The organism is Geomonas ferrireducens, from assembly GCF_004917065.1.
Lineage (GTDB): Bacteria > Desulfobacterota > Desulfuromonadia > Geobacterales > Geobacteraceae > Geomonas > Geomonas ferrireducens.
Map to the genome: position 1 here is coordinate 286,087 of NZ_SSYA01000001.1, position 22,426 is coordinate 308,512.

23 protein-coding genes are annotated in these 22,426 nt (G+C 59.4%); 15 read left to right on the top strand and 8 right to left on the bottom strand.

Translation table 11 applies throughout. The features are described 5' to 3' along the window. The first annotated feature begins 99 nt into the window (after nucleotides 1-99). The 13 genes from pckA to E8L22_RS01380 all read left to right on the top strand — a co-directional run bounded on the left by pckA (nucleotide 100) and on the right by E8L22_RS01380 (nucleotide 11,511). Complete coding sequence (gene pckA / locus E8L22_RS01320) at nucleotides 100-1,689, top strand: phosphoenolpyruvate carboxykinase (ATP) (RefSeq protein WP_136523494.1); 1,590 nt, start codon at nucleotides 100-102, stop codon at nucleotides 1,687-1,689. Between the two features lie 52 nt (nucleotides 1,690-1,741). Continuing rightward, nucleotides 1,742-1,933 (top strand): hypothetical protein, encoded by a 192-nt coding sequence (locus tag E8L22_RS01325; RefSeq protein ID WP_135868281.1) that lies wholly within the window; start codon nucleotides 1,742-1,744, stop codon nucleotides 1,931-1,933. Between the two features lie 212 nt (nucleotides 1,934-2,145). After that, a complete protein-coding gene (locus tag E8L22_RS01330; RefSeq protein WP_136523495.1) occupies nucleotides 2,146-2,394 on the top strand; it encodes a type II toxin-antitoxin system CcdA family antitoxin in 249 nt (82 codons plus the stop codon). After that, nucleotides 2,394-2,708, top strand: a complete 315-nt coding sequence (locus E8L22_RS01335; RefSeq protein WP_136523496.1) for a CcdB family protein — start codon at nucleotides 2,394-2,396, stop codon at nucleotides 2,706-2,708. Before E8L22_RS01330 ends, E8L22_RS01335 begins: the two co-directional genes overlap by 1 nt. Nucleotides 2,709-2,742: 34 nt before the next feature. Beyond that, nucleotides 2,743-3,717 (top strand): quinone oxidoreductase family protein, encoded by a 975-nt coding sequence (locus E8L22_RS01340; protein ID WP_136523497.1) that lies wholly within the window; start codon nucleotides 2,743-2,745, stop codon nucleotides 3,715-3,717. Between the two features lie 215 nt (nucleotides 3,718-3,932). After that, nucleotides 3,933-5,594, top strand: coding sequence for a phospholipid carrier-dependent glycosyltransferase (locus E8L22_RS01345; RefSeq protein ID WP_136523498.1), 1,662 nt, complete (start codon nucleotides 3,933-3,935; stop codon nucleotides 5,592-5,594). Between the two features lie 56 nt (nucleotides 5,595-5,650). Continuing rightward, complete coding sequence (locus E8L22_RS01350; protein WP_136523499.1) at nucleotides 5,651-6,691, top strand: bifunctional UDP-4-keto-pentose/UDP-xylose synthase; 1,041 nt, start codon at nucleotides 5,651-5,653, stop codon at nucleotides 6,689-6,691. A 13-nt stretch (nucleotides 6,692-6,704) separates the two neighbouring features. After that, a complete protein-coding gene (locus tag E8L22_RS01355) occupies nucleotides 6,705-7,868 on the top strand; it encodes a DegT/DnrJ/EryC1/StrS family aminotransferase (RefSeq protein ID WP_136523500.1) in 1,164 nt (387 codons plus the stop codon). Then, nucleotides 7,865-8,803 (top strand): glycosyltransferase, encoded by a 939-nt coding sequence (locus E8L22_RS01360; protein ID WP_136523501.1) that lies wholly within the window; start codon nucleotides 7,865-7,867, stop codon nucleotides 8,801-8,803. Before E8L22_RS01355 ends, E8L22_RS01360 begins: the two co-directional genes overlap by 4 nt. After that, nucleotides 8,793-9,704: a formyltransferase gene (locus tag E8L22_RS01365; RefSeq protein WP_136523502.1), complete on the top strand. Its 912-nt coding sequence runs from the start codon at nucleotides 8,793-8,795 to the stop codon at nucleotides 9,702-9,704. Before E8L22_RS01360 ends, E8L22_RS01365 begins: the two co-directional genes overlap by 11 nt. Nucleotides 9,705-9,723: 19 nt before the next feature. After that, complete coding sequence (locus tag E8L22_RS01370; RefSeq protein WP_136523503.1) at nucleotides 9,724-10,632, top strand: polysaccharide deacetylase family protein; 909 nt, start codon at nucleotides 9,724-9,726, stop codon at nucleotides 10,630-10,632. A 31-nt stretch (nucleotides 10,633-10,663) separates the two neighbouring features. After that, on the top strand, nucleotides 10,664-11,242 hold the full coding sequence (locus E8L22_RS01375; RefSeq protein ID WP_136523504.1) for an undecaprenyl-diphosphatase: 579 nt from the start codon (nucleotides 10,664-10,666) through the stop codon (nucleotides 11,240-11,242). A 65-nt stretch (nucleotides 11,243-11,307) separates the two neighbouring features. After that, a complete protein-coding gene (locus E8L22_RS01380; RefSeq protein WP_136523505.1) occupies nucleotides 11,308-11,511 on the top strand; it encodes a hypothetical protein in 204 nt (67 codons plus the stop codon). A 255-nt stretch (nucleotides 11,512-11,766) separates the two neighbouring features. On the opposite strand, the gene E8L22_RS01385 is transcribed toward E8L22_RS01380, so the two are convergent. The 3 genes from E8L22_RS01385 to hisI all read right to left on the bottom strand — a co-directional run bounded on the left by E8L22_RS01385 (nucleotide 11,767) and on the right by hisI (nucleotide 15,525). Then, nucleotides 11,767-13,392 (bottom strand): hypothetical protein, encoded by a 1,626-nt coding sequence (locus E8L22_RS01385; RefSeq protein ID WP_136523506.1) that lies wholly within the window; start codon nucleotides 13,390-13,392, stop codon nucleotides 11,767-11,769. A gap of 702 nt (nucleotides 13,393-14,094) precedes the next feature. Further along, nucleotides 14,095-14,970, bottom strand: coding sequence for an ATP phosphoribosyltransferase (gene hisG, locus E8L22_RS01390; RefSeq protein WP_129127146.1), 876 nt, complete (start codon nucleotides 14,968-14,970; stop codon nucleotides 14,095-14,097). A gap of 177 nt (nucleotides 14,971-15,147) precedes the next feature. Further along, nucleotides 15,148-15,525: a phosphoribosyl-AMP cyclohydrolase gene (gene hisI, locus E8L22_RS01395; RefSeq protein WP_135868296.1), complete on the bottom strand. Its 378-nt coding sequence runs from the start codon at nucleotides 15,523-15,525 to the stop codon at nucleotides 15,148-15,150. Nucleotides 15,526-15,754: 229 nt separating this feature from the next. On the opposite strand from hisI, the gene E8L22_RS01400 reads away from it, so the two are divergent. Beyond that, nucleotides 15,755-16,204 carry a DUF2846 domain-containing protein gene (locus E8L22_RS01400; protein ID WP_136523507.1) on the top strand — a complete coding sequence of 150 codons (450 nt, stop codon included), beginning with the start codon at nucleotides 15,755-15,757 and terminating at the stop codon, nucleotides 16,202-16,204. Nucleotides 16,205-16,306: 102 nt separating this feature from the next. On the opposite strand, the gene E8L22_RS01405 is transcribed toward E8L22_RS01400, so the two are convergent. The 3 genes from E8L22_RS01405 to E8L22_RS01415 form a co-directional block, all read right to left on the bottom strand. Next, nucleotides 16,307-17,104, bottom strand: a complete 798-nt coding sequence (locus tag E8L22_RS01405; RefSeq protein WP_136523508.1) for an ABC transporter ATP-binding protein — start codon at nucleotides 17,102-17,104, stop codon at nucleotides 16,307-16,309. Next, complete coding sequence (locus E8L22_RS01410; RefSeq protein ID WP_136523509.1) at nucleotides 17,101-18,000, bottom strand: ABC transporter permease; 900 nt, start codon at nucleotides 17,998-18,000, stop codon at nucleotides 17,101-17,103. The genes E8L22_RS01405 and E8L22_RS01410 overlap by 4 nt, the downstream gene beginning before the upstream one ends. A 74-nt stretch (nucleotides 18,001-18,074) precedes the next feature. After that, on the bottom strand, nucleotides 18,075-19,070 hold the full coding sequence (locus E8L22_RS01415; RefSeq protein ID WP_162604757.1) for an ABC transporter substrate-binding protein: 996 nt from the start codon (nucleotides 19,068-19,070) through the stop codon (nucleotides 18,075-18,077). Nucleotides 19,071-19,546: 476 nt separating this feature from the next. On the opposite strand from E8L22_RS01415, the gene E8L22_RS01420 reads away from it, so the two are divergent. Continuing rightward, a complete protein-coding gene (locus E8L22_RS01420) occupies nucleotides 19,547-20,692 on the top strand; it encodes a hypothetical protein (RefSeq protein WP_136524791.1) in 1,146 nt (381 codons plus the stop codon). A gap of 156 nt (nucleotides 20,693-20,848) precedes the next feature. Here E8L22_RS01420 and E8L22_RS01425 read toward each other — a convergent pair whose 3' ends face one another. Continuing rightward, a complete protein-coding gene (locus tag E8L22_RS01425; protein ID WP_136523510.1) occupies nucleotides 20,849-21,601 on the bottom strand; it encodes an NRDE family protein in 753 nt (250 codons plus the stop codon). A gap of 12 nt (nucleotides 21,602-21,613) precedes the next feature. Next, entirely contained in the window at nucleotides 21,614-22,297 is a 684-nt protein-coding gene (locus E8L22_RS01430; protein ID WP_136523511.1) for a PilZ domain-containing protein, read from the bottom strand. Nucleotides 22,298-22,426: the final 129 nt, after the last annotated feature.

Here is a 22,426-nt window from a genome sequence, read left to right on the forward strand (position 1 = left end):
GAAAGACCGGGGCCCTTTCTCATTGTCGCTAAGGTTGCAAAGACACCTGCCCCTGTTATCTTTTAATCTTGTCGCAGATCCAATGAGAAGGAGGGAGCAGTGAGATTAAACGACATAACCAGAGGCAATGGACTGGAACAACACGGCATCACCAACGCGAACCTCATCTACTGGACCTCCCCCACCTCAGTCCTTTACGAGCAGGTGGTCCGGCGCGGCGAGGGACTCATCTCCCACCTGGGGGCCCTCACCGTAAAGACCGGCCACTACACCGGGCGCGCCGCGAACGACAAGTTCATCGTCGAGGAGCCCTCGAGCAGCCACCTCGTCAACTGGGGCAAGGTGAACCGCCCCTTCGAGGCGGAACGCTTCGATGCCCTCTACAAGAAGATGTGCAACTACATGCAGGGGCGTGACCTCTTCGTACAGGACTGCTTCGCCGGCGCAAGTCCAGCGCATCGCATCCCGGTGCGCATCATAAGCGAGCGCGCGTGGCACTCGCTGTTCGCCCGCAACATGTTCCTGCGCGCCACCCCGGAGGAGCTTCTCACCCACAAGACCGAGTTCACCGTCATAGACCTTCCCGCTTTCCACGCCCAACCAAAGATCGACGGCACGAATTCCGAGGCCTTCATCATCATCAACTTCGCAAGGAAGCTCGTCATCATCGGCGGCACCAGCTACGCAGGCGAGATCAAGAAGTCGATCTTCACCGTGCTCAACTACCTGTTGCCGCAAAAGAACGTGATGTCGATGCACTGCTCGGCCAACACCGGCCCGCAGGGGGACGTCGCCGTCTTCTTCGGTCTCTCCGGCACCGGCAAGACGACGCTCTCCGCGGCACCGAACCGGCTCCTGATCGGCGACGACGAGCACGGCTGGGACGAGAACGGCGTCTTCAACTTCGAGGGGGGGTGCTACGCCAAGGTGATCAACCTCTCCGCCGAGAGCGAGCCTGAGATCTACCAGTGCACAAGAAGGTTCGGCACCATCCTCGAGAACGTCGCCATCGACACCATCTCGCGCCGTATCGACCTGGACGACGCCTCCTTCACCGAGAACACCCGGGCCTCCTATCCCATCACCCACATCCCCAACATCGTCCCCTCCGGGGTGGGGGGGCACCCGAACAACATCATCATGCTCACCTGCGACGCCTTCGGCGTGCTTCCCCCGATCGCGAAGCTCACCCCCGAGCAGGCGATGTACCATTTCCTCTCCGGCTACACGGCCAAGGTCGCCGGCACCGAGGCAGGGGTCACCGAACCGCAGGCGACCTTTTCCGCCTGCTTCGGCGCTCCCTTCATGGCGCTCAAGCCCTCGCTCTACGCCGACCTCTTGGGCAAGAAGATCGCCTCGAGAAAGGTTGACTGCTGGCTCGTCAACACGGGCTGGAGCGGCGGAGGTCCGGGTGTCGGGAGCAGGATGAAGATCGCCTACTCCCGCGCCCTCGTGAACGCGTCACTGGACGGCACGCTCGCCAAGGGGAGCTTCGTGAAGGACCCCGTCTTCGGGCTCGACATCCCCGCCTCCTGCCCCGGGTTGCCCACCGAGATCCTGAACCCGAGAAACGCATGGAGCGACAAGGCGGCCTACGACGCGATGGCACAAAAGCTCGTCGAGATGTTCCGTCACAACTTCGAGCAGTTCAAGGAGACCGCCGCGCCGGAAATCGCCGCAGTTCTCTAGTTGCATCGCCCAACGACCTTGCTATCATTAGGACAAGACTCAGGAGGCTACCATGAAACGGGTACATTCGGAGATTTGTGATACCACGGAAAGAAAGGAACAGCGGGTACAGGTGCGCAACAAGAAGACCGGCGAGACCGGTCTGAGCTACGGCTGCACCATCGAGGGGGACACCGTCCAGGTGGAACTTTCCGACGGCAGCCTCGACAGCTGGCCTGAAGACGACTGCGAAATGGTTTCGTAACCCATTGTCACGGGGGCGACCGGCAACAACGCGATCCTTTCGTGCCTCCGGCCGCCGCCGTGGCAGCAAGCATAGGTAGAAAAAGGCCGTCCTTACGGGGCGGCCTTTTTGTGTGGGCGAAGCGCCTCGTCCGGATGAGCTCAGAGAGAAAGTTTGAACGAAGTGAAAAAGGTCGCTATGCTATGCGCATAACCCATGCGCAGGAGGCATTCATGCAAGTAAACCTGTTCGACCCTGACGCCCCCAAAAAGGCGACCAATCTAAGCATCAACAGCGACCTGTTGCGCCTGGCAAAAGAGCGGCGCATCAATTTGTCACAGGCCCTGGAAGCACGTCTTGCCGAGATGCTGAGGGAAGACTTCTACCTGCACTGGAACGAGGAGAACAAAGAGGCGATCGACAATTATAATAGTCGTGTCGAAGCAGAGGGAACCTTCGGGGACGGGCGGAGGCTGTTCTGATGGCGCAATTCGACGTGTATGAGAACACGGACCAAGCTTCCAGGACATCGGTACCTTATCTCCTGGACGTGCAGGCCGACTTGTTAAACAAGCTGACGACTCGTGTAGTAGTCCCGCTCGTTACCGTCGCAGCTATGGGAAAACCAGTCCGCCTTCTGAATCCTCAGTTCGAGGTCGAAGGGAAGGCCGTCGTAATGTCGACGGCCGAGCTGTCGGGCATACACATCCGTGAGCTTGGCGTAAAGGCGGGCACTCTCAAAGATTCACGTACCGAGATCATCACCGCCCTGGACTTCCTGTTCATGGGATTCTGAACCAAGAGCCGACCAATACTAAAAGGAGGCAACGATGCCAAAAGCGATCTGTTTTGAACAGTTCGGAGGCCCGGAGGTCATGAAGTGGATGGATGTCGAGGTGCCGGAGCCGGGACCGGGAGAGGCACGCATTCGCCACAAGGCGGTGGGGGTGAACTTCGTGGACGTCTACCAGCGCAGCGGGCTTTACAAGGCGCCTCTGCCGTCCATAGCCGGCAACGAAGGAGCCGGCATCGTCGAGGCTGTCGGGGCCGGGGTGACGCTGGTCAAACCCGGTGACCGCGTCGCCTACGCAGGGGTGATGGGGGCGTACTGCGAGGTCCGCAACATCAAGGCGGAGCGGCTTTGCCTCCTCCCAGACGACATCTCCTTCGAGCAGGCGGCGGCCATGATGCTTAAGGGGCTCACCGTCCAGTACCTGATTCGCAGGACCTACCGGGTGGAGGCAGGTGAAACGGTTGTATTCCACGCGGCAGCAGGCGGCGTCGGGACCATCGCCTGCCAGTGGCTGAGGATGCTGGGCGCGAAGGTGATCGGTACGGCCGGGTCGGAATCGAAGTGCGAGCTCGCGCGGCAAAACGGCGCCGATTTCTGCATCGACTACCGGACCGAGAACATCCTCGAGCGCGTGAAGGAGATAACCGGCGGCCAAGGGGCCTCGGTCGTGTACGACTCCGTCGGCAAGGACACCTTCGAGACCTCGCTCAAGTCACTGCGCCCCCGCGGGCTGATGGTCTCCTTCGGCAACGCCTCCGGGCCCGTCCCGCCGCTCGACCTGCTGCTGCTCTCCCAGTTGGGCTCACTCTACGTCACCCGCCCCACCCTCGCCACCTACATCGCGCAGCGCTTCGATCTCGAAGAGGCCGCGGCAGAGCTCTTCGGCGTGGTCGCCTCCGGCGCCGTGAAGATCGAGATCAACCAGCAGTACCCCCTGCAGGACGCACCACGGGCGCACCAGGACCTGGAGGGGCGCAGAACCACAGGCTCCACAATACTGCTCACGGACTGATCAGGAATTCCAATGACCCCGCGCCTTTGACGCCACGGGCGAGCGGCGCGGCGTCTTTCAGCTCTTCTATCGTCTTCGGAGCGGTCGACGCACCTCTCCAGATGACAGTATTGTAATGTTGATGTCATTTTCAGGTAATACACATTTCCCTATATTGGCATGCGCTCGGAGATGCCATGAGGGGTCACCGTGATCGACCGTACCCTGGAGTTGTGATGCAGAATCCGATTGACTTCGTGACCCGCCCCGACGCGTCGCGCCGCCGTGACCTCCTGATACTTGCCCTTCTCTTTGGTGTACTCTTCCTGCAGTTGCTCGGCCACTTCCCGCTCATCGACCCCGACGAAACCCGCTACGCGGAGATTCCGCGCGAGATGCTGGAGCGCGGCGACCTGATCACCCCGCTGCTGAACTACGTCAAGTACTTCGAAAAACCCGTGCTTCTCTACTGGCTGAACTCCCTCTCCTTCACCTTGTTCGGCATCAACGAGTTTGCCGCCCGCCTAGCCTGCGCCCTGAGTGGACTCGGCACGGTGCTCTTCAGCTACCATCTGGGGCGCGAACTGTTCGGGCGCCGCGTCGGCATGCTAAGCGCCTTGGTCCTCGGAGGCTGCACCGGTTTCCTGATCCAGAGCAGGATGAACCTGACCGACATCCCCCTCACCTTCACCATGACCGTGGCCCTTGGAAGCTACATCCTTGCCGCCAGGGACGCCGACCACCCAAGGCCCGGCTACTATTACCTCTTCTACCTTTTCGCCGCTCTTGCGGTCCTCGCGAAGGGGTTGATCGGTATCGTCCTCCCCGGCGCGGTCATCTTCTGGCACCTCGCGCTGACCCGGCGCTGGCGCATCCTGAAGGAGATGCGTCTTGCAACCGGCATCATACTTTTTCTTGCGGTCGCCGCCCCTTGGTTTGTGGTGGTGTGCCAGCGCAACCCGGATTTCTTCAATTTCTTCTTCATCCACGAGCATTTCGAGCGTTTCCTGACCAAAGTGCACCACCGCTATCAGCCGTTTTGGTACTTCATACCTATTCTGTGCGGCTTCATGATCCCATGGTCCTTCTTCATTCCGGCGGCGCTGCGCGGTTGCTGGCGCGAGCGCTCCGTTCACGGCGGAGAGTCCCGCCTCTTCCTTGCACTCTGGGCCATAATCATCTTCCTGTTTTTTTCCAAGTCGAACTCGAAGTTGCCCGCCTACATCCTGCCGGTCTACCCGGCGCTCGCCATACTGATCGCCGTGCTGTTCGACAAGGCGCTGAACGGTGACTTCCGCCCCCTGCGCCGCCCGGCGCTCGCCTTCGGCTGGCTCCTCGTCCTTTTAGGCTGCGCTTCGATGATTTACCCGCTGGTCGCCCACAGACCGCTCGTCGCCCCGATCGGCGGACTCGTCGTAGGCTCGATACTGCTCGTGCAGGGGGCCTTTTCCGTCGGTGCCGCCATTCGTCAGGACCCGCGCGGACTCTTCACGGGGATGCTGCTCGGCTCGGTCCTGCTATTTCTGGTCGCACCACACTTCATCTATCCGCTCTTCGTGGAGCGTAAATCGTATCGGGAGCCGGGTGAAATCGTGAAAAAACTGGCCGGTCCCGACGCGGTGCTCGTCAGCCAGGGCCTGCGCCAGGGGCTCTCCTTCTACTCGGGGCGCCGCGTGGCGATCTTCGGCGGCACCGGCGAAATCGAATTCGGCAGCAAGATCGGCGACCAGTCCGCCTGGTTCCTCGACCGGACGAGCTTCCTCGCGCTCTGGGACGGACCGAGGCCCGTGTACGCGATGATACTGCGTAAGTACCTGCCCGAACTTTCCCGCGACGGCAAGGCCTCACCGCGCATCCTCTGGCAAAGTTCCAAGCACTACCTCGTAACCAATAGATAAACCTACAGGCCGCCTCGCACGCCGCCTTAGCCTCATCTGCAGCAAAGGAGAAAGATATGAAAGTACTGATCCTCGGAGTGAACGGCTTCATCGGCAACGCCCTCACCCACCGTATTCTCACCACCACGGACTGGGAGGTCTACGGCCTCGACATGGCCTGCGACAAACTGGAGCGCTCCATGGGGCACCCGCGCTTTCACTTCCTGGAAGGCGACATCACCATAAACAAGGAGTGGATCGAGTACAACATCAAGAAGTGCGACGTGGTGCTGCCGCTGGTTGCCATCGCGACCCCCGTCACCTACGTGAAGGACCCGCTGCGGGTCTTCGAACTCGACTTCGAGGAGAACCTCAAGGTGATCCGTCAGTGCGCGAAGTACAACAAGCGCATCATCTTCCCCTCCACCTCGGAGGTCTACGGCATGAGCCCGGACCGCGAGTTCGACGAGGAGACTTCCCCGCTCATGCTGGGGCCGATCAACAAGGAACGCTGGATCTACTCCTGCGCGAAACAGATGCTCGACCGCGTCATCTACGCCTACGGCGCCCATGAGGGGTTGCGCTACACCCTGTTCCGTCCCTTCAACTGGATCGGCCCGAAACTCGATTCGATCAGCACAGCGAAAGAGGGGAGCTCCCGCGTCCTGACCCAGTTTCTCTACAACATCCTGGCCGGCGAGCCGATCCAGCTCGTTGACGGCGGCGAACAGCGCCGCTCCTTCACCTACATCGAGGACGGAATCGACTGCCTCATGCGCATCATCGAGAACCGCGACGGCTGCGCCGAAGCAGGCATCTTCAACATCGGTAACCCTGACAACGACCTGTCCGTCAAGGAACTGGCAGAAAAGCTGCTCGAACTGGTAGGGCAGTATCCCGGTTACGAGGAGAGGGCGAATGCGTGCCGCATCATAGAGGTGACCTCCGCCGAGTTTTACGGCAAGGGATACCAGGACATGCTGAACAGGGTCCCCTCGGTGAAGAACGCGAAGCAGCGCCTTGGATGGGAGCCGTCCACCTCCGTGGAAGACGCCTTGAGACAGACCCTCGACTTCTACCTGATTGAGCAGCGGGAAACCATCCAGCACCTTTTGTAATTCCGGAGGCCACGTGCGCAGCGAGTTTCTGCCCTTTTCCACTCCGACCATCGACGACGCAGAGATCGCCGAGGTGGTCGATTCCCTAAAATCCGGTTGGATCACCACCGGCCCGAAAGTGAAACGCTTCGAGGAGCAGTTCCGCTCCTATGTCGGGGCGCCGTTCGCGGTCCCCCTCTCCTCGGCCACAGCGGGGCTCCACCTGACTCTGCTGGCACTCAAGTTCCAGGAGGGGGACGAGGTCATCACGACGCCGATGACCTTCGCCTCCACGGTGAGCATCTGCGTGCTGTGCGGGCTGAAGCCGGTCCTCGTGGACATTGAGCCAGGGACCCTCAACCTGGACGTGACAAAAGTACGCGAGAAGATCACCCCCCGCACCAGGGCCATCATCCCGGTGCACTTCGCCGGGCAGCCCTGCGACATGGACCCGATTTTCGAGCTCGCCCGCGAGTTCGATCTCACCGTCATCGAAGACGCGGCCCACGCCGCCGGGACCGAGTACAAGGGGCGCAGGATCGGCTCCCTGGACAGCATCTCCATCTTCTCCTTCCACCCGAACAAGAACATCACCACCGGCGAAGGCGGCATGGTCTGCACGCCTGACGAGGCTCTTGCCGAGGAAGTGTCCCTGCTCAAATTTCACGGCATGAGCCGCGAGGCGTGGAAGCGCTTCGCCGCGAGCGGGACGCCAAACTACGACATCGTGCTCCCGGGCTTCAAGTACAACATGATGGACATCCAGGCGGCCATCGGCATCCACCAGCTTCCAAAGCTCGACGGCTTCATCGACCGGCGCACCGAGATCGCCCATTTCTACAACGCGGCCTTCGCCGACGTGGCCGAACTCTGCCTTCCGGCGTACGCCCCGTACCAGCAGCGACACGCCTGGCATCTCTACACGCCGCTGGTCAAGATCGAGCACCTTTCCATCGACCGCGACGGCTTCATGGCGAAACTTAAGGAGCTCAACATCGGCAGCGGGCTGCACTACAAGGCGGTACACCAGCATTCCTGGTACCAGGCCAACCTGCCGCAGCCCGAAGGTTCGCTCCCGAACGCCGACTACGCCTCGGGCCGCATCCTGTCGCTGCCGCTCTTCCCGAAGATGACCGCCGCGGACGCAAGCGACGTGGTCGAGGCGGTGAAGACCGTGATAGCAAGGAACCGCAAATGACCCCGTACCTCTCCATAGTGGTTCCCGTCTATAACGAGGAAGGGAACCTGGAAAACCTGATGGGGCGCCTCTACCCCGTGCTCAAGGGAATGGGACGTCCTTTCGAGATCATCTTCACCGACGACGGCAGCCGCGACCGTTCCCTGGAGATCCTCAAGCGCCTGGCGGGGAGCCACCCCGAGGTGCGCGTGATCGAGTTCAACGGCAACTTCGGTCAGCACATGGCCATCCTCGCGGCCTTCGAGATCAGCCGCGGCGAGATCGTGGTCACCCTGGACGCCGACCTGCAGAATCCGCCCGAGGAGATCCCCAAGCTCGTGGCCGAGATGGAAAAAGGGCACGACGTGGTGGGCACCATCCGGATGAAGCGCCAGGACACCTTCTTCCGCAAGAGCGCCTCGCGCCTGGTCAACATGACCACGCGCAAGATGACCGGCATGAAGATGACCGACTATGGCTGCATGCTGAGGGCCTACCACCGAAACGTGGTGAACAACATCAACCGCTGCGGCGAGGCGAGCACCTTCATCCCCGCCCTCGCACAGACCTTCGCCTCCAGCCCGAGCGAGATCACCGTGGCGCATGCCGAGCGCAGCGAAGGGGAAAGCAAGTACTCGCTCTACAAGCTCGTGCGTCTGAACTTCGACCTCATGACCGGTTTCTCGGTGGTGCCTCTGCAGCTTTTCGCCCTCACCGGGATCATCACCTCGCTCGGCGCCGTCGCCTTTGCCGTCTTCCTTATCGTCAGGCGCTTCCTGGTCGGCGCGGAGGTCGAAGGTGTCTTCACCCTTTTCGCCATCCTGTTCTTCTTCCTGGGCATCACCATCTTCGGGATAGGTATCGTCGGTGAGTATGTGGGGAGGATCTACCAGGAGGTGCGGCGCAGGCCGCGCTACGTGGTGCGCAGGATACACGGAGGAAGCGATGAAGGATAAGGTCGTCGTCTGCGCCTACCACAACGTGGGCTACCGCTGCCTCGAGGAGCTGATCCGGCAGGGAGCCGACGTCCGTCTCGTCTTCAGCCACGAGGACTCGGCGAACGAGGAGATCTGGTTTGACAGCGTGCGGGAGCTCGCCGCGCGCCACGGCATCCCCTGTGTTACCGGCAGCATCAACGCTGCCGAGAACCGCGAGAGGGTCGCTGCACTCGCCCCCGACTTCCTGCTTTCCTTCTACTACCGCAACATGATCGAGCCGGAGGTGCTCGCCCTTGCGCGGCGCGGCGCCCTCAACCTGCACGGCTCCTACCTCCCGAAGTACCGCGGGCGCGTACCGATCAACTGGGCCGTGATAAACGGCGAGAAGCAAACCGGGGCCACCCTGCATTACATGGTGGAGATGCCCGACGCAGGCGAGATCGTCGACCAGGAAGCGGTGGAGATAGCCTTCGAGGATACCGCCTTCGACGTCTTCAAAAAGGTCACCGAGGCCGCGGTAACCGTGCTGCGCCGGACGTGGCCGCAGCTTGTCGCCGGGACCGCGCCCCGCATCCCCATGGACCTCAAGGCGGGGAACTACTGCGGCGGCCGCCGTCCCGAAGACGGCCGCATAGACTGGCGCCTCGGCGCGGAACGCATCTACAATCTGGTGCGCGGCGTAACCCACCCGTATCCCGGCGCCTTCACCACGTTATCCGGCCGCAGGGTCTTCATCTGGCAGGCGCTTCCGGTGGAAGGGGCGGCTGAACCGGGGCGCGTGGTCTCTACAGAGCCGCTGCGTGTCGGCACCGGCACGGGGCTGCTGGAAATTCGGCGCCTGCAGGTGGAAGGAGAGGCTGAGCTTTCCGGCGAAGCGTTCGTCAAAAAGATCCCCTGCTTAGGCGAGCTCCTCGCCTGATCACGCTAACGGAGACGACATGCCTGAAAACAGCAACGAAACTGTTGCCCTGAAAGTCGACGTCGATACCTTTTGCGGCACCCGCGACGGCATTCCGAACCTGCTGCGCATCCTGGACGAGTTCGGGGTGCGCGCCACGTTCTATTTCTCCTTCGGCCCCGACAACTCCGGCAAGGCGGTGCGTCGCCTGCTGCACAAGGGTTTTCTCGCCAAGATGCTGCGTACCAAGGCGCCCGCCATGTACGGGCTGAAGACCATGCTCTACGGCACCCTGCTCCCCGCCCCGATGATCGGCCAAGGACTGCCGGACGTCATCAGGAGCGTGAGGGATGCGGGGCACGAGGTGGGGATCCACTGCTGGGACCACGTCAACTGGCACGACCATCTGCACCGGTTCACCCCGGAACAGGTTGAAGCTGCGCTGGAACGTGCCGCTTCAACCTTCGAGACGATCTTTAGCTGCCGCGCCCGGACCAGTGCGGCGCCCGGGTGGACGGTCAGCTCCACTTCCCTTGAGACCCAGGACGCCATGGGCTTCGCCTATTGCAGCGATACGAGGGGAGATTCCCCCTTCTATCCGATCCTCGCCGGAAAGCGGTTCAAGACGCTGCAGATCCCTTCAACCTGGCCCACCATGGATGAACTGATCGGAGAAAACGGCGTGACTGCCGCCACGGTGAACGACGTTTACCTTGCCCGTCTGCGTCCCGGACTCAACGTTCACACCATCCACGCCGAACTCGAGGGGCACGCCATGGTCAACACCTTCCGGGAACTCCTTACGTCGCTGTCAAAGCGAGGTGTACGCTTCATCACACTCCGCGAGGCTGCCAACGAGTACGGAGCAAGCGCCCCCCCGTGCAAGGTCGAGATGGGGACCATCGCCGGCAGAGCCATGCCGGTTGCCCTGCAAAAGCCTTCGTTTTGACCGCCACAAGAACAACCCGGAATAACGCCTCATGCTCTACGCAGATCTCACGCTTTTTCACCTGGTTAACGGCCTCGCCGGCAAAACCGCGGTACTCGATACCGCCATGGTCTGCATCGCGAAATACGGTCCGCTGCTTTTCGCCCTTATCCTTTTGAGGACCTGGCTTGCCCACCCCGATACCCCGGAAGCCAAGATGGCGAACCGGACTGCCGTGATCCATGCGATCTGCTCTGCGATGATCGGACTTGGGATGAACCAGGTGATAGGACATTTCTATTTCCGGCCACGCCCCTACGCGGAACACGCCGTAGCACTGCTGCTGGACCGATCACCCGATCCATCCTTTCCCAGCGACCACTCAACTGGCGGCTTTTCACTCGCCTCCTCGCTTTTTCTAGCCGACAAAAAGACGGGTGCTCTGTCCTTAGGGTTTGCCGCCTTGCTTGCCTTCTCTCGTGTCTACACCGGGGCCCATTATCCGTTGGATGTCGTTGGTGGTGCAGTTACCGGGATACTTGCCACCGCTTTGGTCCACGCCTCAAGAAAACGGCTGGAGCCCGTAACCCGATTCGTCCTGAGCGTCTGGGACAGGAAGGTCAGGTTATAGTTGCCTAGACGAGGCCGTTTAATCTAGGATAGGGCGTTTCCGCACCGTTTTCTTGGGAGTTGCCCATGACACTTCGACACAACGAACCGACCGCCACCGATAAGGCCATGGCCAAGGTATGCGAGCTCTGCCCGGTGTGCCTGCATGCACGTTACCACCAGAAAGGTATGGTCTACGACTTCGTGACCAAGGTGGAAGAGGACATCTGCCCCTTCTGCCGCGCCTACGAGCGGGTGCACGGCCAAAAGGCGCACGAGAAGAGAAGGTAGCAAAACTTCCGCCTACCTGTTTACTTGCGCACATCCGAAATTGATCTTCAGGGTTTTTCCGCCTTGCTGGCGGGAGTCAGCGCGGGGTGATGAAGGGTGTGGACTGCAAGCGCTCTGCTCAACCTGATAAGGAAAAGCAGAGCGCTCATGATCCTACCTGGTCCTACTTACCGTCAAGTTTGTCCTCAGCAGCCGTTACCAAGCCGATTTCTGAACTGTGTTCGTAGCGGCGTACCGGTTACCGCCTTCTCTTTCTTACCGCGATGATGATGAATACTGAAGGCAACCGATTGCTGCATTAGCGGCCGCGATCAAGAGTTCGCCTGCATTCGCCTGCATCTGCTCCTTTCTCAAGAGAGATTCGACTCGCTTCACGAATTTGTGAAGATGCTGCTCGAACTTCTTACCACCTCCCGATAAAGCTGCTTCCAGTTCGCCGTTGAGAGAATCGCTATGAAGTGAGTCAAGTTGCCCGGCTGTGACCAGGGCTGCAACTTGATCCATTATGGCAAACACTCTTTGAGTCGGCGTAAATACCGGATTGGAACCGGAATGCGACACAGGCCCGCCCAGCGCCCATGCGTCTCGATTAATGCCAAGACAACGTGTCGGGTTGCTCGCCAAAGCCGTCATGCCCGAGTAATAGTCGTGGGTAAACCCCGACGCGTTGCTATAGATAGAGTTGCTGATGGGATTTGCATCTGTCTCATCTATCCAGACATAAGAAGTGCCGGTCAAACAGTTAACATAGTCACTTGCGATTGCATGGTTCTCGACCTTCGGTTTCGGGGTAACCCCGGCGGCGTTGAAATACTCGGTGATAGAGTGTCCGTACTCATGCTTGAACACGTTTCTATGGCCGTACGAAATGGCTGCCTCAATGATCATGGTGGTGTAGGTCTGGCCTGTTCCCATCGCGGGGGTAAGCCCGGCTGCGCTGCCGATCCAAACCGGCTGTCCCGTGAGTTGGTCAGTGCAACGAGGATCCCAAATGACGATGACTGAGTCGAAAGCGGGATCAAGATCACCGGCCGTATTTTCCGGGGCCGGCCACCATCCTGCTCCATTTGGCGCAAGCGCTGACAAAGCCTGCTCTGGGTACCGGATTGTCAGTCTTGGCAGCACGTTGGTGTCAGTCAATGCCGGGATATCCTGCTCCACGAACCGCCGAGCCGCATCCGCAGCCCGTGCTACCTCTTCCGGGGTCATTGAAGCCATTACATGATGTCGCGTTCCAAACTTGTCCCCATAGGCAAAGTTTGTGTTTCGGTATATCAGCACCAAGATATTCCACCGTGGATGAGGATCGTTTGGAACAACCGGAGTCAACCTGACATCGTCAAACCAAGCGGTACCAGTAGTAGTGCCAGCATAGAACCCCAACCTGGCAGCAATTGTGACCTGATTCTTTCCCTCTGAATTGAACACGATTCCGGTTTTCGCCCAATCGTTTGTTCCATAGGTAGCCGGCGAGCGAATAAACGAATTGAACACCGAGATATTTGCCCCTGCGTCCACAATTTCACGGGTATGAGCTACATTCTCAGTCTTGACCCACCCTGACAGGTAATAGAGCGTGTTATTCTGGGTTGGCACATTTTGAATCCAGCAGACGTCGTTAGGAGTCTGCGAGACAATGCCAACACTCTTGTCGCCAATTTGGAAAACGTTATCGGCCCAAAGTGATCCAGAACCAGTTGTATATGCATTCCATAGCCAAGCATCAGGATAGTTGCTAGGAGAGAAGGTCCCCTGTTCAAAGCTGCCATTGACCACCAGATTTGATTCTACACATGTCAAAGCAGCATGAACCTGCGTCGGCGCTGCACAAAGAACTACCACAAATGCCAGGTTCACTATCAGGTCTTTTAGATTTCTCATCGGGCTCTCCTTTGCACGAAGCTGATAATACCCCGTCAGCCTTTCACAGCAGTTCTAACCCGCCATATACTGGCGATGGCTATGCTACCATTGACTTGTTTAGCTCAGGGCAGAGAGATGTGAGATGTGGCTGGCATAGTAAGATGTGCCCAGCAACGTGCATGAAGTAGAATTGAAGCGTGAGGCGTCTTATACTTTTCTTCGTCGTGAGCTGAACAGTACCTCCTTGGCACCGATTGACAGTTGTGTAGCTCCCATGCTTTGCGCGCGTTCCTTGAGTTGCGACCTATTCGTCACTCGTATGCATGCATCACCTCCTCAGCCCAGCCGCGGCTTTACGGCAGACACCCACCCCTTATGCTGCTCTACCAGTCAGGGATTTACCGCTCCTTGTCATGCAGCCGCCCAAGGGGGTTCACTCCCTGCACTCCGAAGAGCCAAGAGCCAAGACTACACACAAACCTGGTCCGGACAACGAAATTCAAAAATTATAATGATAATTCCGCCACACTAATATTCAAGGGCCGTTCTATCGGTTGAGGGGGCAATAGGGAGGGGGCGGTTCTGGAGCGCTCCTGGGAGGACCTTCGCGGTGGCGGATAAGACAGGCACCCCAGATGGAGGCCTGTCTGTGAGGGCATACGGCCTGTTGGGGGAGCGGTACTCCGCCCCCCCCAAACAGGCACAGAATGATGTCGAGGGTTAGATGATCTTGTTGAGGGAGTATTCCACGATTCCTTCGGCACCGAGCTTGATGAGCTCGGGGACGATGCGGCGGACTTCCTGCTCGGGCATGATGCTCTCGATGGATACCCAGTCGGAATTGTAGTGATTGGCGACGGTCGGACTCTTGAGGCTCGGGATGACTGCGGTTATGGCGGCTACTTTGTCCTTGGGAGCGTTCATCTTCAAACCGACCATCCCTTCGGCTCGTAGCGCGGACTGCAACAGCGTCGCGATCTGCTGGATCTTCTCGCGCTTCCACGGATCTTCCCAGGATGCCTTGTTGGCGACCATGACGGGGACGGATTCCATCAGCTCGGTGACGATCCTCAGGCCGTTGGCCTTGATGGTGGAGCCGGTCTCGGTGACTTCGACGATGGCGTCGCACAGCCCCTCGACTACCTTGGCTTCGGTGGCGCCCCAGGAGAACTCGACGTTGACGGGGATGTTACGCTCGGCGAAGTAGCGCTTGGTGAAGCCGACGAGCTCGGTGGAGATGGTGGCGCCGTGCAGGTCCTCGGGGCCCTTGATCTTGGAGTCGCCGTTCACGACGAGCACCCAGCGGGCGGGACGGCGCGAGACCTTGGAGTAGACCATCTCGCAGACTTCCACTACGTCGGAGTCGTTCTCGCGGATCCAGTCGCGCCCGGCGATGCCAACGTCGATGGTGCCGCGCTCGACGTATTTACCCATCTCCTGCGGACGGATCAGGGAGCACTTTATCTCTTTGTCGTCGATGCCGGGGAAGTAGCTGCGCGATGAGATCGATATCTGCCAGCCGGCTTTCTTGAACAGCTCTACGGTGGCATTCTCCAGGCTCCCTTTGGGGACGCCGAGCTTCAGCTGGTTTTCCATGAATCATCCTCTCCTTAAATGAAATTGAATAAAACAAAATCCCCCCTGTCCCCCCTTCGCAAAGGGGGGGACGCGAGGTCTCGAGCAGCGCTCCGGGCAGATGGGCTCATCCCCCCGGAACTCCCGTGTGGACATAAAAAAAGCCACCAAGCGTGGACTTGGTGGCTTCAAAGTTCTCTATTTCTTGTAGACCGTGTTGGGATCGAAGAGCGGGTTGGAGTGCTCGACCCAGGTCCCGTTCTCGTACTTCACGTAAAAGCAGCTCCTGTTCCCGGTGTGGCAGGCGGCGGGACCGTTCTGCTTCACCTTGATCACCACGGTGTCGGCGTCGCAGTCGGTGAGCACCTCGATCACTTCCTGGGTGTTGCCGGACTCTTCGCCCTTCATCCAGTACTTGTTCCTGGTGCGGCTGAAGAACCAGGTCTTGCCGGTCTCCAGGGTCAGGTTCAGGGTCTTCTCGTCCATGAACGCCACCATCAGCACTTCGCCACTTTCGTTGTCCTGAATGACGGCAGGAATCAGGCCGCCCATCTTCTCGAAATCGATCTTTATCATGGCTTCTCTCAGTCCTTGCACTGCGTAATGGATAAAAAAGTGTCTTTTAATACACCGCCAATGTGCTATGTGTCAATAAGTATGTAGACACAACACATGACATGGATGCGCAATCAGCATTCAGCGCTGTGAAGCTACCCACGCCCTTGCTTCATTGCAAAATGGCTGTAACATGACTGAGGTTTTATCTGAAAGCGATCATCCATTACTATTTCAGAAGGAGGTGTGCATGTTCAAAAAGCTAGTTGCAGGTGCTGCACTTTTGTCCGCTGTTCTCATATCGGGATGTGCATCGGTGCCGATGGCATCAAAAGAAGACGATGCTGCCGCAAAACAGTTCGCAGTGCCGAAGGATGGAAAGGCCGCAGTGTACGTGTACCGAAACTGCTTTGTTGGCCAAGCTCTCAAGAAGGACATCTCGCTGGACGGAGCGATTCTTGGCGAGACGGCAAACAAAGTGTTCTTTTACAAGGTCATCGAGCCGGGAAAACACGTGCTTTCCACCGAGTCTGAATTCGGGGACAACACTCTTTCTTTCGATGCTGACCCTGCCAAGAACTACTTTGTCGAGCAGTACATAAAGATGGGAGTCTTCGTCGGTGGCTCGAACCTGAAGATGGTCACTGAGGAGGAGGGCAAGAAAGCCATCATGGAATGTGGCCTGGCACAACAGAAATAGGTAGTACGGCGGGCAAAAGAAAAGCATCTCTTGCTCCGGACGCTAAAGGCCCGGCGGAACGATATCCGCCGGGCCTTATTTTTTGCTGCCGTTGCGATGTCTCTAGTCTTCTGCGAGCAGGGTTCTGTCGTTCTCGAAGGTCTTGTGACGCAGCTCGTGGAACTTCTGGATCAGCTTCTCCACGGTGAGCGCCTTCTTCTCTTCCCCCTCGATGTCGAAGATGATCTCGCCGCCGTCCATCATGAGCAGGCGGTTGCCGAATTCGATCGCGTGGCTCATGTTGTGGGTGATCATCATGGCGGTGAGCTTGTAATCGCTGATGAACTTGTTGGTCAGTTCGAGCACGATCTCGGCGTTCTTCGGGTCGAGCGCCGCGGTGTGCTCGTCGAGCAGGATCAGGCTCGGCTTGGAGAGGACCATCATGAGCAGGGTGAGCGCCTGACGCTGTCCGCCTGAGAACATCACCAGGTTCTCTTTCATGCGGTGCTCGAGGCCCATGCGCAGCTGCACCAGTTCCTGCCTGAATAGCTCGCGGGTCTTGTTGTTCAGACTGCGGCGCAGCCACTTCATCCCCTTTTTGTGGGTGATGGTCATGTTGTCTTCCAGGCTCATGTTCCCGGCGGTGCCGAGCAGCGGGTTCTGGAAGATCCTGCCGATGTACTTCGCCCTCTTGTACTCCGGATCCCTGGTCACGTTCTTGCCGTTCGCCAGGATCTGGCCGTCGGTGGGGGTGTAGGTCCCGGCGATGGTGTTGAACAGGGTCGATTTGCCGGCGCCGTTGGAGCCGATGATGGTGATGAAGTCGCCCTCTTTCACCTTCAGATTGATGTTGTTAAGGGCCTTGTTTTCGTTGACGGTCCCCTGGCCGAATACGATGGAAACGTTTTTGAGCTCTATCATTTTGCCACCTTGAACGGGACCTTCAGTTTCTTCGCCTGGGTCAGGATCAGCAGGATGATGATCAGCACGCCCTTGATGAGGTTCAGGTCGCTCGGGGTCATGTGGATCAGGTAACCGTAGAAACGCCCGACGTACATGACGGCGTAGAAACAGACGGAACCGGCGAGTGCGCAGAGGGTGAGGACGCCGATCCTGTTGCTCTTCAGCACGAGGAACTCACCGATCATGACGGAGGCGAGACCGGAGACGATGATCCCCTGGCCGAGGCCGACGTCGGCAAAGCCCAGGTACTGCGCCGCGAAGGCGCCGGAGACCGCGACGAGGCCGTTGGAAAGGCCGACACCGATGGTCTTCAGGGTCTTAGGGTTCACGCCCTGCGAGATGACCATCTGCTCGTTGTTCCCCATGGCGCCGAGGGTCATGCCGAGGTCGGTGCGGAAGAAGAGGTCGAGGAGCACCTTCACCACGAGGGCGACGATCAGGAAGAAGACGAGCAGTATGTACTCGTCCGGGATCACGCCGGTGAACTTCTCGGTAACCTGGGTGAGGATGGTCGGCTGGTTCAGCACGGGGACGTTGGCGCGGTTGCCCAGGATCCGGATGTTGACCGAGTAGAGCATGGTCATGGTGAGGATACCGGCCAGCAGGTTGGGCACCCGGAGGTGGTTGTGGATGAGCGCGGTGACGACGCCGGCCAAGACACCGCCGGCGAAGGCGATGAGCAGTGCGAGCCACCCGTTCATGCCGAGGAGGAGGCACTGCACCATGAGCGCCGCACCAAGGGGAAAGGACCCGTCAACCGTCAGGTCCGGAAAATCAAGAATCCTGAACGAGATGAACACGCCCAGGACCATGATGCCATAGATCAGCCCTTCGACAAAAATACCTTCGATCATAGTGAACCGTTTACCCTTCTGCTTGATTAAAAACTCCCCCCTCCGTTCGTACGAAGGGGGGAGTGCGTTTGCCGTTACTTCTTAATCACCTTGCCGTTCTGACGCACGGTCTTCGCGGCCTTCACGATGTCGGCCGGGACGGTCAGGCCGAGCTTCTTCGCAACGTCGAGGTTGATGAGGAGGTCGACGTCGGAGGCCTTGGTCATGAAGCGGGTGGGCATCTGCTCCGGCTTCTTCCCTTTGAGGATCTCGATGATCATCTTGCCGGTGGCGCGACCCATCTTGTAGTAGTCGAAGCCCCAGGCGGCGAGGACGTCGTAGGTCTCGGAGGAGCTCGGGTCGGCGGACATGACCGGGATCTTCGCCTTGGCGGCGACGTCGGCCACGGCGCTCATGGCGGAGACGACCGTGTTGTCGGTGGAGATGTAGATGGCGTCGACGCGGTTGGCGATGGTCTGGGCGGCCTGCTTGACCTCGGCGGACTTGGTGACGGTGGTCTCTACGAACTCGAGGTGCTTCTCCTTGCAGACCTGCTTGACCATGCCGGCAAGCACCACTGCGTTCTCCTCGGAGCTCGTGTAGATGTGGCCGATGCGCTTGGTTTTCGGCTTGATCTTGAGGAGCATCTCGATCTGCTGCTTCACCGGGGTCATGTCGGATACGCCGGTTACGTTCTTGCCCCCCTTGGTGAGGGAAGGAACGAGGCCCGCCTTGACCGGGTCGGTGACTGCGGAGTAGACGATCGGGATCCCTTTGAGGGTGTTGACCAGGGCCTGGGCGGTCGGGGTGGCGACGCCTACGGCGAGGTTCACCTTCTCGCTCTGGAACTTGTTGGCGATCGAGGCCGCGGTGTTGATGTCGCCGTTGGCGTTTTGGACGTCAAAGGTGACCTTCATCTTCGAGGCGTTCAACTCGTCCTGGATGCCTTTGACAACCGCATCCAGTGCCGGGTGGGAAACGATCTTGGAGATACCGATCGTAACCTGCTTGGCAGGGGCCGCCGCGAAGGCGGTTGCCGCACACATAAGTGTTACCGCGAGAACCAACAGAATACTGATCTTCTTGCTCACCAGACACCTCCAGTTACATTGAAATAGATTTCACCTGCGACTGCTTCAGGGGGAAACTGGGACTATGGAGCTGCATCTACGATCGGAACACCGGAAGGCGGTACCTGCGAAGAGGTCGGACCTTTTTCCGGTCGCCGAGCATACCATTCGGAAAGAGCCATCGTCAACGCCATAGTGGCCTAAACCTGCCGACTTCACCGCGAAAATGCCAAAAAACCGTCCCCGTACCGGCTCCGGAGGAGAAAAATTAAATTTATCTACTCAAAAACACCCATCGTTGTTGACACCACAAACGCAAAAAGGGTAAAGTACGGCAGCTTGTCGGTTTTGTCATAGGTGCCAGGCATCAAAGCCCGCCCGCATACCTCCCCAGCAGCCGCCAGAACCAGACTCCGATGATCACAGCTTAAAAGATCCCATCCCGGCAGGGCTTTGCCATGTCCGGCTGGACCAACATAAAGGAGAAGATTCGACGTATGCACCTCTACTGCACCAACCGCCCCGCCCTTTTGATGATCGCCCTGCTGGCGCTGCCGCTGGCACTGGCGGGATGTAAGGACAACAAGCCGACGGCCACCACGGCTGCTGCCCAGACGGTACCGCAGGGACAGCCTTCCTCGGCAAAGGCCGCACCGGCTCCGACACAGACCACCGAAGCGCCCGCTGCCGCCGCGCAGACCCCGTCTCCCGCCTTCGATGCGCACTCAAGCGCCAAGAAAGCCAAGGGAGCAAAGGGAAAGGCGACTGCCGCTCCGAAGACGACTTACCGCGCCGGTGAGGATCCGGACTTCGCCGCTGCCAAGGGGTGGCCGGTCAAGTATCCGGCGCCGCTTCCCGGCTCGATCCTGCCGCAGAAGAGGATCGTCGCCTACTACGGCAACCCGCTTTCCAAGAGGATGGGGGCGCTGGGTGAATACCAGAAGGACGACATGCTGCAGCGGCTTAAGCGCGAGGTGGCCAAGTGGCAGGCGGCCGACCCGTCGCACCCGGTACAACCGGCGCTGCACCTGATCGCCGTAGTCGCCCAGGGGGACCCGGGCAAGGCGGGGCTTTACCGCATGATCATGCCGGACAAGATCATCAATGACGTCTACGGCTGGGCCAAGTCGATCAACGCCATCATGTTCATCGACATCCAGACCGGCCATGACAACATCCGCAACGTGCTGCCGCGCTTCGAGTGGATCCTCAAGAACCCCGACGTGCACCTGGGCATCGACCCGGAGTTCAACCTGATCAAGAGCGGCAAGAAGCCTGGGACCAAGATCGGCACCTACGACGCGGCGGACATAAACTACGCCTCGGGGTACCTTAAGGAGCTGGTGAAGAAGTACAACATCCCCCCGAAGGTGTTCATCGTGCACCGCTTCACCAGAAACGGCGTGACCAACGCGAAGAACATCCAGCTGCGCCCGGAGGTGCAGATCGTGATGAACATGGACGGCTGGGGCGCCCCTTGGCTCAAACGCGACTCCTACAAGGATTACGTCGTGGCTGAGCCGGTGCAGTTCACCGGGTTCAAGCTCTTCTACCACAACGACACCAAGAAGGGGGACGCCCTGCTCACCCCGAAAGAGGTGCTCATGCTGCACCCGAAACCGCTCTACATCCAGTACCAGTAGGTTCTGTCTCAATCCTAAAGCCCCCCTCTCCCCCTTCGAGGAGGGGGGGCTGTTAAAGCAAATCCCCCCTGTCCCCCCTTCGCAAAGGGGGGAACCTAAGGCCTCATGAAGCATTTCATGGGGAACTATACTTCAGCCTTCCACGGAAACGCCCTCTCACCAGTTGAATTCCGCCCGTCTCTCCTGCACCCCACCCTCGAAACTCCTCTCGATGAAGGTCGCCTTTCCCGCTTGATCCACCAGTAAAACGGTCGAACAGCGCGTGCCGTACTCCGCACTCTTGATGAAGACCGGCGATAGAAGCCGCTCGAGGTCGATCCCGACGCCGGTGTCGGGAAGCTCTTCGTCGGGAGGATGGGTCTCGTCGGCTAGCAGCGCGAAAAGGTCCTCGGGAACGAAGCTTTTCTCGGCGAGGATCCGGGCAAGCCCGTCCTTGCCGCAGCGCACCTTGGGCCATGGGGTGTCCAAGAGATGGTTGGAAAGCCCGTGGATGCCGGGCTCGATGCGGATCGTCTGGTCGCTTTTGTTGGAATAACAGAGGAGGTCTTCACCGTCACCCAAGAGCAGGTTGTAACCGCCGTAGGCGACGCTGGAGGCGCGCAGGCTGGCCACGTAGGCTTCGGCCGCGGCATCCTTCTCGAGAAAGCCGCTCACGAGCCTGCCGCGGGAGGGACCGTGGCGGTGCAGATCGCTAGGATCGCGGTAGTTGGTGAGCGCTGCGATGCGCCCGGTGGTGGTGACGCCGAGCCAGGTGCCGCCATGCACGAGGTCGCGGCCGGCATAGATGTGCGGTGCGTCCTCCCAGAATTGCGCAGGCGCGGTGGGACGACGGTAGTATTCGTCACGGTTCGCGGCGATGACGAGACGGTACTCCGGGTGGGCCCGGTAGGCAAGTAGCAGCGTGCACATGTGGAGTTCCGGTCAGGGGGTGATGATGCGGCTAAGCTCGGTCTGCTGCATCTCGGTGAGCGTCTCGAACTGCAGCCCAGCTCCCGGGACGCAGCGCCCCTCTCCCCAGCGCTGTGTCCAACGCACGGTTGCGGCGATGGGAGTCGGGTCGGTATCGAGCAGGCGCAGCCAGAGCGTCGCACCAACCGTAAGCTCCTCCATGGTGTGGAGAAAGAGGCCGCCCATGCTGATATTAACCGCGAAGGAGCGGTGCGTCGCGCCTTCGGGGAAGGAGGGATCGCTACTGTACCAGAGGTTCAGGTGGATCGGTTTGCGGGTGTGCCGGCGCAGCGAACGGGCCGGGAAGAGCCTGCAGCGGCTTTCGATGAAAAAGCGCAGCGCGGCGTCGCTGTCGGGTGAGAAAGTCTGTTCGAGCGGGCTCAGCTTTATCTTCTTTCCGCGCGGGTCCCACTTCACCCGCAATACGGGGAAGAGGTTGATGCTCTCATAGGCGATGACCTTCGCCTCCTTGCTGCAGCGCACCAGGGTGAGGATGTCGATCAGGAAACCGTTGTAAGAGCGCTCCTTGGCCATCTCGGACATCTGTTCAAAGGAGCGCGCGAGCTCTCCCTGTGCCCCCGCTCTGGCAATGGCGTCAAGGTACGCGTTTCCTGCATCGGCGTCATTGGCAACTATGAGTATTCTGGGATCGTGCATCCGGCGGTGTTTTCCTTTTTAGTAGCAATGAGGAAGCATGCGGTCTTTAAGCCACAATGTGACGCGGCGTCGGAAAAGTTAAAACAGGGATGGGTAAATTGCAACTCTTTCCTCTCATGTTTTTCCTGC

What these genes read in the sequence shown, in the direction of transcription:
- E8L22_RS01325 (WP_135868281.1), top strand. Translation starts at nt 1,742, where the DNA reads ATGAAACGGGTACATTCGGAGATTTGTGATACCACGGAAAGAAAGGAA.
- E8L22_RS01330 (WP_136523495.1), top strand. Translation starts at nt 2,146, where the DNA reads ATGCAAGTAAACCTGTTCGACCCTGACGCCCCCAAAAAGGCGACCAAT.
- E8L22_RS01335 (WP_136523496.1), top strand. Translation starts at nt 2,394, where the DNA reads ATGGCGCAATTCGACGTGTATGAGAACACGGACCAAGCTTCCAGGACA.
- E8L22_RS01340 (WP_136523497.1), top strand. Translation starts at nt 2,743, where the DNA reads ATGCCAAAAGCGATCTGTTTTGAACAGTTCGGAGGCCCGGAGGTCATG.
- E8L22_RS01345 (WP_136523498.1), top strand. Translation starts at nt 3,933, where the DNA reads ATGCAGAATCCGATTGACTTCGTGACCCGCCCCGACGCGTCGCGCCGC.
- E8L22_RS01350 (WP_136523499.1), top strand. Translation starts at nt 5,651, where the DNA reads ATGAAAGTACTGATCCTCGGAGTGAACGGCTTCATCGGCAACGCCCTC.
- E8L22_RS01360 (WP_136523501.1), top strand. Translation starts at nt 7,865, where the DNA reads ATGACCCCGTACCTCTCCATAGTGGTTCCCGTCTATAACGAGGAAGGG.
- E8L22_RS01365 (WP_136523502.1), top strand. Translation starts at nt 8,793, where the DNA reads ATGAAGGATAAGGTCGTCGTCTGCGCCTACCACAACGTGGGCTACCGC.
- E8L22_RS01370 (WP_136523503.1), top strand. Translation starts at nt 9,724, where the DNA reads ATGCCTGAAAACAGCAACGAAACTGTTGCCCTGAAAGTCGACGTCGAT.
- E8L22_RS01375 (WP_136523504.1), top strand. Translation starts at nt 10,664, where the DNA reads ATGCTCTACGCAGATCTCACGCTTTTTCACCTGGTTAACGGCCTCGCC.
- E8L22_RS01380 (WP_136523505.1), top strand. Translation starts at nt 11,308, where the DNA reads ATGACACTTCGACACAACGAACCGACCGCCACCGATAAGGCCATGGCC.
- E8L22_RS01385 (WP_136523506.1), bottom strand. Translation starts at nt 13,392, where the DNA reads ATGAGAAATCTAAAAGACCTGATAGTGAACCTGGCATTTGTGGTAGTT.
- hisG (WP_129127146.1), bottom strand. Translation starts at nt 14,970, where the DNA reads ATGGAAAACCAGCTGAAGCTCGGCGTCCCCAAAGGGAGCCTGGAGAAT.
- hisI (WP_135868296.1), bottom strand. Translation starts at nt 15,525, where the DNA reads ATGATAAAGATCGATTTCGAGAAGATGGGCGGCCTGATTCCTGCCGTC.
- E8L22_RS01400 (WP_136523507.1), top strand. Translation starts at nt 15,755, where the DNA reads ATGTTCAAAAAGCTAGTTGCAGGTGCTGCACTTTTGTCCGCTGTTCTC.
- E8L22_RS01405 (WP_136523508.1), bottom strand. Translation starts at nt 17,104, where the DNA reads ATGATAGAGCTCAAAAACGTTTCCATCGTATTCGGCCAGGGGACCGTC.
- E8L22_RS01410 (WP_136523509.1), bottom strand. Translation starts at nt 18,000, where the DNA reads ATGATCGAAGGTATTTTTGTCGAAGGGCTGATCTATGGCATCATGGTC.
- E8L22_RS01420 (WP_136524791.1), top strand. Translation starts at nt 19,547, where the DNA reads ATGCACCTCTACTGCACCAACCGCCCCGCCCTTTTGATGATCGCCCTG.
- E8L22_RS01425 (WP_136523510.1), bottom strand. Translation starts at nt 21,601, where the DNA reads ATGTGCACGCTGCTACTTGCCTACCGGGCCCACCCGGAGTACCGTCTC.
- E8L22_RS01430 (WP_136523511.1), bottom strand. Translation starts at nt 22,297, where the DNA reads ATGCACGATCCCAGAATACTCATAGTTGCCAATGACGCCGATGCAGGA.